The organism is Mycobacterium triplex, from assembly GCF_000689255.1.
GTDB classification, from domain to species: domain Bacteria; phylum Actinomycetota; class Actinomycetes; order Mycobacteriales; family Mycobacteriaceae; genus Mycobacterium; species Mycobacterium triplex.
Window position 1 is genome coordinate 602575 of sequence record NZ_HG964446.1, and the last position, 13713, is coordinate 616287.

10 protein-coding genes are annotated in these 13713 nt (G+C 66.8%); 5 read left to right on the forward strand and 5 right to left on the reverse strand.

The annotated features are described in order from the left end of the window. Positions 1–2: 2 nt before the first annotated feature. Positions 3–1073, reverse strand: a complete 1071-nt coding sequence (locus BN973_RS02735) for an IS110 family RNA-guided transposase (protein ID WP_198048883.1) — start codon at positions 1071–1073, stop codon at positions 3–5. Between the two features lie 340 nt (positions 1074–1413). On the opposite strand from BN973_RS02735, the gene BN973_RS02740 reads away from it, so the two are divergent. Further along, positions 1414–2628 (forward strand): sensor histidine kinase, encoded by a 1215-nt coding sequence (locus tag BN973_RS02740; RefSeq protein ID WP_036471965.1) that lies wholly within the window; start codon positions 1414–1416, stop codon positions 2626–2628. Beyond that, positions 2625–3290, forward strand: a complete 666-nt coding sequence (locus tag BN973_RS02745; protein ID WP_232232014.1) for a response regulator transcription factor — start codon at positions 2625–2627, stop codon at positions 3288–3290. The genes BN973_RS02740 and BN973_RS02745 overlap by 4 nt, the downstream gene beginning before the upstream one ends. 1 nt (position 3291) lies before the next feature. Here the strand turns inward: BN973_RS02745 and BN973_RS02750 are convergent, their stop codons facing one another. Both BN973_RS02750 and BN973_RS02755 read right to left on the reverse strand, forming a co-directional pair. Then, positions 3292–3669 (reverse strand): hypothetical protein, encoded by a 378-nt coding sequence (locus BN973_RS02750; protein WP_139830047.1) that lies wholly within the window; start codon positions 3667–3669, stop codon positions 3292–3294. Between the two features lie 113 nt (positions 3670–3782). Beyond that, positions 3783–5012, reverse strand: coding sequence for a cytochrome P450 (locus tag BN973_RS02755; RefSeq protein ID WP_036465739.1), 1230 nt, complete (start codon positions 5010–5012; stop codon positions 3783–3785). A gap of 263 nt (positions 5013–5275) precedes the next feature. Between BN973_RS02755 and BN973_RS02760 the strand changes: the two genes are divergently transcribed. Next, positions 5276–8539, forward strand: coding sequence for a helix-turn-helix transcriptional regulator (locus tag BN973_RS02760; RefSeq protein ID WP_036465740.1), 3264 nt, complete (start codon positions 5276–5278; stop codon positions 8537–8539). Here BN973_RS02760 and BN973_RS02765 read toward each other — a convergent pair. Both BN973_RS02765 and BN973_RS02770 read right to left on the reverse strand, forming a co-directional pair. After that, complete coding sequence (locus tag BN973_RS02765) at positions 8536–9861, reverse strand: aromatic ring-hydroxylating oxygenase subunit alpha (RefSeq protein ID WP_036465741.1); 1326 nt, start codon at positions 9859–9861, stop codon at positions 8536–8538. The two genes, BN973_RS02760 and BN973_RS02765, sit on opposite strands and share 4 nt — an antisense overlap. A 10-nt stretch (positions 9862–9871) precedes the next feature. Beyond that, positions 9872–11635: an N-acyl-D-amino-acid deacylase family protein gene (locus BN973_RS02770; protein ID WP_036465742.1), complete on the reverse strand. Its 1764-nt coding sequence runs from the start codon at positions 11633–11635 to the stop codon at positions 9872–9874. A gap of 283 nt (positions 11636–11918) precedes the next feature. On the opposite strand from BN973_RS02770, the gene BN973_RS02775 reads away from it, so the two are divergent. Both BN973_RS02775 and BN973_RS02780 read left to right on the forward strand, forming a co-directional pair. Next, a complete protein-coding gene (locus BN973_RS02775) occupies positions 11919–13043 on the forward strand; it encodes a catalase family peroxidase (RefSeq protein ID WP_276328140.1) in 1125 nt (374 codons plus the stop codon). Further along, the gene (locus BN973_RS02780) at positions 13040–13636 is read left to right on the forward strand and encodes a cytochrome b (protein WP_051641096.1); all 597 of its coding nucleotides are present in this window, start codon (positions 13040–13042) and stop codon (positions 13634–13636) included. The genes BN973_RS02775 and BN973_RS02780 overlap by 4 nt, the downstream gene beginning before the upstream one ends. Positions 13637–13713 lie beyond the last annotated feature (77 nt).

Consider the following 13713-nt stretch of genomic DNA (forward strand, 5'->3'; position numbering starts at 1 on the left):
TGTCAAGCCGCTGCCGGTTGGCAAGGCTGGATTCGGTTGTGGTGGTCGGTGTGGAGGTGGTGGAACACGACACGGGCCAGGCGGCGTTTGAGGCAGCGCAGGGCCTCGGTGCTGGAGTCACCAGCGGCGAGCCGGCCTCGGTAGTAGGCCCGACCAAGGCCGTCGAGGCGGATTTGAGTGACCGCGATACGGTGCAGAGCGGCGTTGAGTTGACGGTTGCCCGAGCGGGTCATGCGCACGCGGCCGGCGGTGTTTCCCGACCAGACCGGGATCGGGGCTACCCCGGTGTGGCGGGCGAAGGCGGCCTCGCTTTTGAATCGGGTGACGCCGGCGGTTTCGCCGACCAGTTTGGCTGCGGTCAGCTCGCCGCAGCCGGGCATCGCCAAAAGCGCCGGAGCGATCGCACGGACGCGCTCGCCGATACGTTTGGTCAAGGCATTGATGGCTTCGGTGAGTCGGGTGATGTCGGCCAACTCCTCGCGGGCCAGCTCGGCGACCAGACCACGCTGGGTAGCCAACCAGTCACCGAGCAACCTGCGGTGCTTGCTCAGATCCAGCGACGCCGGTTTCGGTGCTCGGCCCGGATCAAGTTCGTGCACGCGCCACAACAACCGGTTGATCGTCGAAGTACGTTGCCCCACAAGGTCTTCACGGCGGTCCACCAGCAGCTTCAGCTCCCGCGACACCTCGTCGTGGGAGGCCACCGGAAGATCGGGCTCACGCAGGTAAGCTCGCGCGACGGCCAACGCATCGATCGGATCAGACTTGCCTCGGGTACGCGCCGAGGCCCGGCTCTGAGCCATCAACTTCGATGGAACTCGCACCACCTTCTGATCGGCGGATAACAGGTCGCGCTCGAGGCGGGCTGACAAGTGTCGGCAATCCTCGATCGCCCACACCAGCTCGACCCCGAACTGACTGCGAGCCCATCGCACCACCTGGCGATGACCTGAAGTCGTGGCTGCAACGACCTTCTCGCCGACTTTGCGGCCCACCTCGTCCACGGCGACGAACGTATGCGTGCGCTTGTGTACATCGGCTCCAACAACAACCATGGAGGTTGCCTCCTTCACTGTGAGGTGACGGTTGGGCCGGTCGGCGGACACATCTCAGTGGGGGCGACGCCACGCTCCTATCAAGTCACGCCGGCCGGTCCTTCACACCTGATGCCGACAAAACCCATGAACGCCAACCCGAGGGCGGCAGCGACGCTACGAGCCAGACACCAGGTGATCAGGATCCAACCACCGCAACAAGCGGCAACCTCACCCTGACACTGACTTGTGACGCTAAATGGGTGGGCGACCCCAGCGCGTCCTGCCGAAGTGCGGTTTTCGTCTCCTACCACGGGCGGAGGCCGATGCCGACCCCAGCATGATGTGGGCAAGCGGTCCACTCTTCTACCATGGGACGATGTTGCAGGGCGCAACGGCCTTCGTGGTGGAGCGGATACGCCGCAAAAGTGAGCTGATGCCCCTCGGCATCACCTGGGCATCCCTGATCTCCGTCGACGTCACCGTGGTGGCGGGCGGCGCAATCGCGGCATGCCAACGCCCCGCGGCCGACTTTCCAGTCGTACTGGTCGCGTTCGCGCTGGCGCTGTCGCCGGCGGTGGCGTTCTTCGTCCTCAATATGAGGCTCGCCCCGGCCCCGTTGTGGCTGGGGTGGTTCGCGTCCACCGCGCTGATGTTGTTCGCCACGTCGACCCCGGTGCGCGACGATTTCGCTCCGGCCTTGTTGGTCCTGATGGTGTTGGCCGTCGCGACATTGGCCTCGGTGCCCGGCGGCCTGCTGGCCGCTGCATCGGCTGCCGCGTTGTTGCTCGCAGCGGCCGCATCGCATCGGCTCGACGCCGTGGTGCTGTATTTGGGTTTCGTCGGAGCCGGTTGGCTACTCGGCTATCTGATGCGCACCCAGCGGCTGCTGTTGGCCGAGCGAATTGAGGCGCAGGCCGCGCTGGCCGAGCACGCCGCCGCCGACGAGAGACGCCGCATCGCCCGCGAAGTGCACGATGTCATCGCCCACTCGCTTTCCATCACCCTGCTGCACGTGACCGGTGCGCGGCGCGCCTTGCAGCAAGACCGCGACATCGACGACGCGGTCGACGCGCTCGAACAGGCCGAACAACTCGGCAGGCAGGCCATGGCCGACATCCGTCGCACGGTCGGACTGCTCGACAGCGGGCCCAAGAAGGCCACGCAGTTCGCGCCCGAGCCCGGCATCGACGACATCGGCATCCTGGTACAGGATTTCGACCGCGCGGGCCTGGCCGTCACACTGCGCATCGAGGGTCCCACCGAACGCGTCTCGGCCGCCGTCGGGCTCGCGCTGTACCGCATCACGCAGGAGTCGCTGGCCAACATCGCCAAACATGCATCCGACTCAAAATCTGAAGTCACGCTGGATATTTCGGCGAAGTCGGCGCGGCTTGCCGTCACCAACCGGCTGGCTGCCACGGTCGCCGCTCAGTCCTCGGAGGGTCGTGGTCTGCGCGGCATGCGCCAGCGGGTGGAACTGTTGGGCGGCGCGATCGACGTCGGCCCCACCGGTGACGGATGGTCGGTGCGCGCGGAGATCCCACTGCAAGACGGCGATCTCGGCTGGCATCCGCCCTGGTGCAAGTTGTGAGCCCCGACATCCCCGAATCCCCGGAGATCGCCGTCCTGCTCGTCGACGACCAGGATCTGGTGCGGTCGGGCTTACGCCGGATCCTGCGCCGAAAGGACGGGTTTGTCGTGGTCGCCGAGTGCGCCGACGGCGACGAGGTGCCGGCCGCGGTGGCCGAGCACCGACCGGATGTCATCGTGATGGATCTGCGGATGCGACGGGTGGACGGCATCGAGGCGACGCGCAGACTCGCCGGCGGGCCCCCGGTGCTCGCGCTGACGACATTCAACGAGGACGAGTTGCTGTCGGGCGCCTTGCGTGCCGGCGCAGCCGGTTTCGTGCTCAAGGACTCCTCGGCCGAGGAGCTGATCCGCGCGGTGCGTGCCGTCGCCCGGGGCGACAGCTATCTCGATCCCGCGGTCACCTCGCGGGTGCTCAACACCTACCGCAAAGCGGCCGAGGCGCCGCGCGCGACCGACATCGCCGAGTTGACCACCCGCGAACTCGACGTGCTGACCTTGATCGGGAAAGGTCTCTCCAACACCGAGATCGCCGACGAACTGTGCATCTCGGGCGTCACGGTCAAAAGCCACATCGGCCGCATCTTCGGCAAACTCGGATTGCGAGACCGCGCGGCCGCGATCGTCTACGCCTACGACAACGGGATCGTCGCGCCGCGCTGACCTACAGCGGAGCCTGGTCCGTCAGGTTGAGCATCAGGTAGGCGATGCAGAACAGGAAGTTCAGCACCAGCAGGATCATCCCGGCGAACATCAGCGAGCGGGTGCCCTGGCGCTGGAGTTGCTTGCGTTTGGCGTTGCGCTCGTCGCGTTTGATCCGGGTCGCGATCAGCGCGAAATTGACGTCGGTGACTTCATCGTCGGTGACCGGCATGCCCGCGAGCATCTGCTGCAGACGAACCGGTCCGGTGTCGACACCCACGTCCGCGAATGACCGGCACATCCGCCGCGCGCGCCGCTGGCCGACGATCTGATATCGCATATGCAACCGGTACGGCAGCTGTCCTCGTTCGTCACCACACGGATTCGACGCGGTCGTCACAAGCCGGAAGTCTAGACCCGTGGCGGCGCTTTCGGGGGGCGCTCGCTGATTCGGCCTTCGACATCTGATCGGACGTGAATCCGTGCCGGAAACGCGCCGACGGTACTGCCCGGTTAGTGCGCGGTGTCGAATTCGATGGGCAGACTCGTGGGTCCGCCCAACGCGTTCACCGGCTTCCACGGGGCCGGTCCGGTGCGCCGCGCGTTGGGCATGCGCCGCGTCATGATGGTGAGCGCTTCGGCCAATTCCAAGCGAGCGAGATTGGCGCCCAGGCAGTAATGCATGCCGCCACCGAATGTCTGGATCGGTGGGGCGCCCGCGCGGCTGATGTCGAGGCGGTCCGGATCCTCGTAGACGGCGGAGTCTCGGTTGGCGGCACCGGTGTTGATGACGACGATGGTGCCGGCGGGGATCGTGACCCCGGCGAGTTCGACATCCTCGACGGCAATGCGCAGGGTGACGAATGTCATCGGGGAGTGGCGGATGAGCTCGTGGACGGCGTTGACGGCGAGTTCGGGATGTCGGCCCAGCAGTGCCCACTGGTCCGGGTGATCACACAGCACGTGCACCGCGGCGCCCAGCTGGAGGCGGGTGGTGTCGGTACCCGCCAGCAGTAGCGAGGCAACCATGTTGCGAAGCTCGTCGCCGGTGAGGCGGTCGCCGTCGTCTTCGGCGCGGATCAGCTCGGAGAGTAGATCGTCGGTCAGTGCCGCGCGGCGGCGGGCGACCATGTCGTCGATGTAGGCGTCAAGTGCTTCCCAGGCGGACAGGATCGTTGGCGTCTGGCTCGCGACGTTCCAGCCGAAGGCCTCCATGATGTCATCGGTCCAGTCGGAGAACAGCTCCCAATCCTCCGGTGGTGCACCGATCAGCGCGCAGATGACGGGGATGGGGTAGCGGCGGGCGATGTCGGCCACGATGTCGCATCGGCCGCTCGCGCTGACGCGGTCGACCAGTTCGGTGATGATCTCGACGATCGTCGTGCGCAGCCGCGCGGTCGCGTTGGGTGTGAAGGCCTTGCTGACCAGCCTGCGCAGCCGGTGGTGTTGCTCGCCGTCGAGGCTAATGATGAGGGCTGCGACGCGGTCCCATAACGGGCCCGACGTAATGCCTTGGGCCGCAAGGAACATGCCCTGCGGCATGCGGAAGCGAACGTCGCGAAGTGCGGTGCGCACAAGATCGTAGCTCAGTAGCTCCGGCCCGTAGGGGCCGATAGCGATTGGCGCCTGCGCGCGGGCGCCGCTGATGATTGCATGGGCTTCGTCGGGGTGCTGGGCCCGTGCGTAGTCGATCCTCGGAAGTCCGGCATCGAAAACATTGGGGCAGTCGAGCGTCGCGGTCACGGTGGTCCTCCTTGGTCGGTTCGAAATCGACTATCTGATTTCGTTGGCGTCAGACCATCGGGGCGAACACGGAAATGAAGGCGCGAAGCGCGGTTGCCACGCATGGCCGCTCCCTGACGGTGCGGACCGATGAGCTGGCCCGGCGGCGTCGATGTACGGGATTTCCACGATGTTTTGCGACTCCCCGGCACCAGATGCTGGCTAGCATGACCGAAACTGATCCACGCGCGAACACGCCGTCGTTGACCTGGAGTGAGTTGGGCATGGGCGAGCTACCAACCGGAACGGTGACGCTGCTGCTCGCCGATATCGAAGGTTCGACGCTGTTGTGGGAAACCCAGCCGGAGGAGATGACGGCCGCCGTTGCCTACCTGGATCGCATCCTGGTCGAACTGTTAGCTGCACACGGCGGGGTACGGCCCGTGGAACAGGGCGAGGGTGACAGCTTTGTGGTCGCGTTTGCCCGTGCGAGCCAGGCGATCGCATGTGCGCTGGACCTGCAGCACGCGCCTCTGGCGCCGATCCGGCTGCGCATCGGCGTGCATACCGGCGAGGTGCAGCTGCGCGACGAGTCCAACTATGTCGGTCCGACGGTCAACCGGACGGCTCGGCTGCGCGATCTCGCCCATGGTGGCCAGACCGTGCTCTCGGGCGCCACCGAGGAACTTGTTGCCGACGCGTTGCCGGCCGGCGCATGGCTGATCGAGCTAGGCAGTCATGAGCTGCGTGGCGTGACCCGACCCGTGCGGGTGGTGCAACTCTGCCACCCCGACATCCACAACAACTTTCCGCCGCTGCGAACATCGACACCGTCGAAATCCGCTGCCGCCGAACGCCTACCGGTGCAGCTAACCAGCTTCGTCGGCCGCGGCGCCGAGATTGCCGACCTGCGGCGGATCCTCGCTGTCGAGCGGCTGGTCGTCTTGACCGGCACGGGCGGCGTGGGCAAGACCCGGCTGGCGATAGAGGTCGCGGGCAAGGTGGCCGCCGATTTCGATGCCGGAGCGTGGTACGTCGACCTGGCGCCGATCGCCGACCCCGACCTGGTCCCGGCCGCGATGGCCAAAACTCTGGGCCTCCCGGATCAGCCGGGGCGCTCGGCAATGGAGGCGATCGCACGGTTTGTATCGGATCGTCGAACGTTGGTGGTGCTCGACAACTGTGAGCACCTGCTGGATGTGGTCGCCGCCCTGACCACAGCGCTGCTCAGTGGTTGTCCCGGGTTGACGTTGTTGGCAACGAGCCGTGAGCCCCTCGGCGTCAGTGGCGAGGTGACTCGGCGCGTGCCGTCTCTCTCGTTGGACGACGAGGCCATCGAGTTGTTCGTCGATCGCGCCCGCCGGGCACGATCGGATTTCCAAACGAGCGACGAGGACGTGCACGCGGTCCGGGAGATTTGCCGCCGCATCGACGGTATGCCGCTGGCCATCGAACTGGCCGCGGCCCGCGTTCGGGCGCTGTCGCTGACAGAGATCGCCGACAGTCTGAACGATCGGTTCCGATTGCTGACCGGTGGGGGCCGCACGGCGGTGCGCCGACAGCAGACGCTTCGTGCGTCGGTCGAGTGGTCGCACGCTCTGCTGACCGAACCCGAGCGGGTGCTGTTTCGCCGCCTCGCGGTATTCATAGGCGGATTCGATCTGTCGGCCGCCCGCGCCGTCACCGGCGACACCGAGATAGAGCGGTTCCAGGTCCTCGATCAGCTCACCTTGCTCGTCGACAAGTCGTTGGTGGTGGCCGACGACACCGGTGGCCGTATGCGTTATCGGCTGCTGGAGACCGTGCGCCAATACGCCTTAGAAAAGCTCGGCGATTCCGGTGAAGCCGATACCGTGCGAGCGCGTCATCGCGACTACTACACGGCGATGGCCACCCGGCTTGACGCGCCCGCCGCCGCCGGACACCAACAGCGTGTTGAGCAAATCGAGATCGAGATCGACAACCTGCGTGCGGCGTTCGCGTGGAGCCGGGAAAACGTTGATGTCGAACTCGCGCTACAGATTGCGTCGTCGCTACAGCCGCTGTGGCTCACCCGGGGCCGCCTGCGCGAAGGACTGAGCTGGATCGATGAGGCACTGGCCGACCTCGACACCGTGGACCGAGAGGTGGCACCGGCGGTGCTGGCGCGGACGCTGGCCGACGCGGCCCTGTTGGACGGCTGGGTCGGCGTGCCGGAGCGCCAGGACCAGGCCGCCGAATCGCTGGCGATCGCTCGCCAACTCGATGACCCATCCCTGTTGGTCCGCGCCCTCACCGCGTGCTTTGGTACGGCCGCGTTCAACCCCGAAGAGGCGGCAACCTACTTCGCCGAGGCCGTCGAGTTGGCCCGCGCTCTAGGCGACAAATGGAGGCTGAGCCAACTGCTGGGTTTCCAGGCTTATGCGGCCATGATTGCCGGCGACCCGGTAGCGCCGAGCGTGGCCGAGGAAGGGCGCGACCTGGCCGACGCGATCGGTGACCGGTACGCCTCCGTTCAGTGCCGCCTGTGGGGTATCGCCGGAGGGCGCGCGGTGCTGGGCGACCTACCCGGCGCCGACGCTGAATTGCGGGATTTAATCGTCGACGCCGATGCGGCCGGCGACCCGTTGTGCAGGTTCAACGCCCTCATGACGCAGAGCTTTGTCCTGGGGTGGCAGGGCAAGACGGCCGCGGCCGTTGCCGCCGCCGAAACGGCTATCGCGTCCGCCGCCGACCTCGGCGTGGTGATCGAAGGGCTCGGCCATCTGACGTTGGGTGCTGCACATCTTTCGGCGGGTGACGCCACGGCCGCCAGGGACTCTCTGATACGGGCCTATAGCCGCATACCGGACGCCGGGTTTACCACCACGAACACCCTATGGCGAGCCGAAACCGAGCTTGCGGCAGGCGATCTCGTTGCGGCCCGTGTCTGGGCCGATCAAGCCGTGTCGGCAACCACGGGGTTTTTCCGGATGATGGCGCTGACCGCCCGCGCTCGGGTGGCGCTCGCTGAGGGCGACGCGCTTGCAGCCGAGCGCGATGCGTACGACGCGCTGGCGTGTGCGGCCGATAGCGGAGCACAGCTGGGCGCACCCGCCATCTTCGACTTTCTTGCTTCGCTGGCCACCCGAGACGAGAGTTACTCAGAGGCGGCCCGACTCTTCGGCGCGGCGGACGCTGTCCGGCAGCGCACCGGCGAGGTTCCGTACGAGGTTTACCGCGCCGACTACGAAGCGTCGGTCGCCGCACTACGAGATGCCATGGGCCAGAATGACTTCGGCGTCGCCTGGGCCGAGGGCGCGGCACTGTCTACCGAGGAAGCGATCGCCTACGCGCGGCGCGGCCGCGGTGAACGCAAACGCCCGTCGACCGGCTGGGCCTCACTCACCCCGGCCGAACTGGACGTCGTTCGGTTCGTCTGCGAGGGCTTGGGCAATAAGGACATCGCCGCAAGGCTTTTCATCTCGGCGCGGACGGTCGAAACCCACCTCACCCACGTCTACACCAAGCTCGGCCTGGTGTCGCGCGTCCAACTTGCCCAAGAGGCGGCGCGCCGAAGTTCGGGCTAGCCGCCCATAATCCGTTGCGATTCGGGTAGCTCTAGGTAGCGCTCGAGATTGCGGTGCATGTTGATCACCCGGCGCTCCTCGCTCGAGAGCACCACGTGGGTGAAACCGGGTTGATGCATGCCGCGCTGCAAGCCCGGTAGCACCCGGATGTCCTGGGTCAAAACCAGGCCGGGTTCGGCTTCCCCGGCGCTCACCCGAACGTCCGTCGGCTTGTTGCGCGCCGCGCCCGGCGGCATCCGGGTCATCAAGAACATCACCAACTCACCGTGATCGGGATCCGGGCCGGGCCGTGAGCACATGATCGTCAGGTGGTCGGCGTTGGCCAACAACGTCATGTTCGGGAACACGTTGTACTGGTGCAGCCGGGTGATCCGGTCGGTGTCGGCCCAATCCAGGTTCACTCCCCGGCTGGCCGCAAAGTCCCGGGTGCGTTGCGCGATCAGGTCGGCGACCGTCTGTCCGGGTCGGCGTTCGTCGGCGGGGAACGGGGTGCCTTCGGCCGCGCCCATCAGCGCACCCTGGGTGTATACGTAAGCGTCCCAGACCTCTTCGTCGCTCAGCGCGCCGTCGAAGCGGGGGCTCGGCACACCGTAGGGCTGGTCGGACTTACCCGTGTGGCCCCAGATCTGTTGTGGCGCATGGATGTCATCGACGCATCGCAGCAACTCCGGATGCAGGGTCTGGACGTGGTAGGTCTCGCTGTACCCGTCGGCGATCGTCTTCCAGTTTGCCTCGACCTCGATCGTGAGAGTCGCATAGCAGCGGAAATCTTCCAGATGACACCACGCGATGTCGTCGGGCATCGCCTCCAAGTACTCGAGCAGCGGCGTCGCGCCACAATCGAGATTGACGAAGACGAGCCCGTCCCAGCTTTCGACTCGGGCGGGCAGCAATGGGAAGTCGGACATGTGCAGGGCACCGAAGCCCTTGCGGTTGGGCACCCGCTTGAGCGTGCCGGCCAGGTCCCAGGTCCAACCGTGATAGCCGCATTTGAGCTCGCGCAGTCCCGAACCCGAGCCGGTGCACAGCGAGTTGCCGCGATGGCGGCAGGCATTCTGGAATGCGCGCAGCACGCCGTCGTCACCGCGGACGATCAGCACCCCGTATGGGCCGCACCGGTATTCGAAGTAGTCGCCCGGTTCGGCGACGTGGTCGACCATGCAGGCGACCTGCCACACCTTCGGCCACATTCGCTCGATCTCGAGTTGGGCGAATGCGGGCGAGTAGTAACGCTCGGCCGGCACCAGCGTGGGGTTTTCGGGCGGGGTGCCGATCGCATCCTCGTCCCGGGTGCGCGCCGGATTGCCGGCAGCCGCTGTCACCGACGCGGCCCTAACGCGCTCCGCGTACCAGCCGGCCCGGCCGGGCTCCGGTGTCGACGTCGTTGCGGCGGGTCACCGTTCCACTGACGATGGTCGCCGCGTACCCGCTGGCTCCCTGCAGGATTCGGTTACCGCCGGCCGGTAGGTCGAAGGCCATCGCCGCGGGGTGCAGGGTGAGCGCGTCCATGTCGATGACGTTGATGTCGGCCTTCTTGCCCCGCTCGATGGTGCCGCGGTCGGTCAGACCGAACAGGTGAGCGGTGTCCCGAGACTGCTTGCGGATCACGTATTCCAGCGCCAGCTTGTCGCCGCGGTGCCGGTCCCGCGCCCAGTGCGTCAGCAGGAAGGTGGGATAGGAAGCGTCGCAGATCATTCCGCAGTGGGCCCCGCCGTCGGAGAGCCCGAGCACGCCGGCGGGGTGCAGCAGCATCTCGCGGATCGCGTCGTGGTTGCCCTCGGCGTAGTTGAACAGCGGCAGCATCAGCATCGCCGTCGCGTCCCGCTCCAGCATCAGGTCATACAGCGTCGACAGCGGGTCCTCGCCGCGTGCCTTGGCGATGGCCGCGACGGTGCGGTCGGCCGTGGGCTCGTAGTCGGGCGGGTCGCCCAGCGCGAAGAGCCGGCCGAGCGAGTGCTGCACCAGCGCGTACATGCCGTCGAAGAGCAGGCTCGGGTCGGTGGGCAGGTCGTCCTCGGCCAGGATCGCGGCCTTGACCGCGGGGTCGGCCAGTCGTTGCGCGAGCTCCGCGCGGCCGCACTCCGCCGCCAGCCGGCGGTAGGTGGGCCGATGACTGAAGCCGTGGTGGCCCTGGAACCCGATCATCATGCCGAACGGGCGCGCGGCCACCTGCGGGTACAACCGGGCACCTTCGGCATGCGCGTCGGCGGAGAGGTCGAGCATCTCGCGCCACAGGTTCGGATCGGCGTCCACCTGGATCAGGGCGAACGACACCGGCCGGTCGATCTCGCCGCTCAACCGTCGCATCCAGTCCAGTTCCTTCTTGGGTGCGACGATGTCTTCACCCGCGGATCCCTGCGGCGCCAACTCGAACACCGCCTGGCCGCCGGCCGCCATGGCCCGGCCGAGACCGAACAGCTCGTCCTCGGCGGCGTAGGTGCCGGGCACCGGTTCGCCATCCATTGCGCGGTGCCCCATCGTGCGCGACGTCGAGAAGCCCAGCGCGCCCGCCTCGATCGCCTCGGTGACCAGCCGGCCCATCGCCTCGATGTCGTCGGGCGTCGCCGGCTCATTACGGGCGCCGCGCTCGCCCATCGCGTAGGCGCGGATCGCGCCGTGGGCGACCTGGCTGCCCACGTCGATCGAGAACTTGTGCTTGCCGATCGCGTCGAGGTACTCGGGGTAGGTCTCCCAGCCCCATTCGATGCCCTCGGTCAACGCGGTGCCGGGAATGTCCTCGACACCCTCCATCAACTCGATCAGCCACTGCTCGCTGCCGGGCCGCACCGGCGCAAAACCGACGCCGCAGTTGCCGGTCACGATCGTGGTGACGCCGTGACCGCTGGACGGCTCCAGCAGGCCGTCCCAGCTCACCTGGCCGTCGTAGTGGGTGTGGATGTCGACGAAGCCGGGGGCCACCACATGCCCTGTCGCGTCGATGGTTTCGGCGGCCTCGGCCGCCTGCAGGCCGCCGTCGTCGGCACCGCGACGAACGACGTCGACGATCACGCCGTCTTTGATGCCGATATCGGCCTGGTAGCGCTCGGCGCCAGTGCCGTCGACAACCGTGCCACCGGTGATCTTGAGGTCGAACATTGTTCTCCTCCGAGTCTGTTCGGGGTCGCCATGGGCTGGCTGGCCGGAGATGGTGGACACGAGACCGGGGGACGCCCGGCCTCGGCCGACCATTACGCTACGCCTCGGAGCGTAAATAGTGAAGGTCTTGGCGAGAGTTGAACGAATCCTCTTGCCGCGTCGTGGTCCGGATTGTGCGTATCGGTAGCCCCTTGAGAGTTGCGCACCTCAACAGCCCACGGATTGAATTGCCTTCAGCGACTTAGTCCCACGCTGCGCGGCAGTACGGAAAGGACGGTGGGCCATGGAGCCCGCTGATCGCGATCAGGAGCCGGGAGATCGGCCCGCCGAAAAACGGCCGCGCTTCGGTGCTGTCACGCGGCGCGGCGCACTGCTGGGAATGGGTGCGGTGGCCGGCGTGGCCGCCGTGGACGTGGGCGGGTTCGCCTACGCCGGCGGCTGGTTGCGGCCCGACGACCTGACCCCGCCGCGGTTCGCCGATCGGTTCGAGCACGTCTTCGGCCGCCATGACGGGTTTCGGCGCAATCACGCCAAAGGGCTGAGCGCGACGGGATCGTTTTCCAGCACCGGGGCCGGCGCGGCCATCTGCCGGGCAACGGTCTTCCGAGCCGGAAACACTCCGGTGATCGGCCGGTTCTCGCTGGGCGGTGGGCTGCCGGATCAAAGCGACAAGCCCGACACCGTCCGCGGTCTGGGGCTGCTGTTCCAGGTGCCGGGCGGCCAGCAATGGCGCACCGCGATGATCAACTTCCCGGTCTTCACCGACCGCACCCCGCAAGGTTTCTACGAGCGGTTGCTCGCGTCCAAACCCGTTCCCGCCACCGGCAAACCCGATCCGGAGAAGATGGCCGCATTCCTCGACCGGCATCCCGAGACCGTCGCCGCGCTGAAAATCATCAAGCAGACACCGCCGAGTGCGGGGTTCGCGGACAGCACGTTTCACGGTCTGAATGCGTTCTACTTCACCAACAGCGCCGGCGCGACCGTCCCGGTGCGCTGGTCTGCGGTCGCGCCGCAAAACAAGGGGCAGTCTGGCCCGCCGGCGTCGGCCGACAAGGACTACTTGTTCGACGAGCTCATCCGCACCGTGGCGCAGCGACCGCTGACGTGGAAACTGGTCCTCACCATCGGTGAACCGGGCGACCCGACCAACGACGCCACCAAGCCCTGGCCGCAATCACGGCGGTCGATCGACGCCGGCACCATCACCATCGATGCGGTGCAGACCGAGGAAGCCGGCAACGCGCGCGACATCAACTTCGACCCGACCGTGCTACCCGACGGCATCACCGTGTCCGACGATCCATTGCTCGCCGCGCGGTCGGCCGTCTACGCGCGCTCGTTCACCCGCCGCGCCGAGGAACCCAAGTCGCCCAGCGCGATCAACGTCGGGCAGGTGCGCTCATGAGCGCTGTAGAAGCCGAAAAGTCGGGCACGGCACCTCGTTTCACGATCGTGTCCCGGATTCTGCACTGGACGATGGCACCAATGGTTGTCGTACAGCTAATTATTGGCGTGACCATGATCGCATCGCTGACCTACTACCCGTTGCTCTTGGCTATCCACCGGCCGCTGGGTGTGGCGATCCTGATCTTCGCGACGGTGCGGCTGGCGAATCGGCTCACGCACCGCCCGCCACCGTTTTTGGCCACGATGGGCCGCGCCGAACGGCGCATCGCGACGTGGTCGGAGTACGCGCTCTATGCGTTGCTTTTGATCCAGCCCGTTATCGGATGGGCCACGCTTTCGGCTGCCCGCCTACCAGTCATCGTGGTGGGGCCGCTACGCCTGCCCGGCATCGCACCGCAGAACCTCGATCTGTATGCGATGCTGCGGGAGTGCCACGGGGTGCTCGCCTTCCTGTTGTTCGCCGCGTTCACCGCCCACATGTGCGCGGTTCTGTTCCACACGCTCGTGTTGCGGGACGGGCTGCTCGATCGGATGGCATTGTGGCCCACCAAGTTCCGTGCCGCGGGACAAGACACACAAATCGGTTCCTGAGTCGAGGCGTGAGGTAGGGATTCCCTTGGCGGGCAAGATAAGTCATAGCCGCGCAATTCCTGGTAGCAACGCGGTTA

What these genes read in the sequence shown, in the direction of transcription:
- BN973_RS02775 (WP_276328140.1), top strand. Translation starts at nt 11,919, where the DNA reads ATGGAGCCCGCTGATCGCGATCAGGAGCCGGGAGATCGGCCCGCCGAA.
- BN973_RS02770 (WP_036465742.1), bottom strand. Translation starts at nt 11,635, where the DNA reads ATGTTCGACCTCAAGATCACCGGTGGCACGGTTGTCGACGGCACTGGC.
- BN973_RS02740 (WP_036471965.1), top strand. Translation starts at nt 1,414, where the DNA reads ATGTTGCAGGGCGCAACGGCCTTCGTGGTGGAGCGGATACGCCGCAAA.
- BN973_RS02760 (WP_036465740.1), top strand. Translation starts at nt 5,276, where the DNA reads ATGGGCGAGCTACCAACCGGAACGGTGACGCTGCTGCTCGCCGATATC.
- BN973_RS02780 (WP_051641096.1), top strand. Translation starts at nt 13,040, where the DNA reads ATGAGCGCTGTAGAAGCCGAAAAGTCGGGCACGGCACCTCGTTTCACG.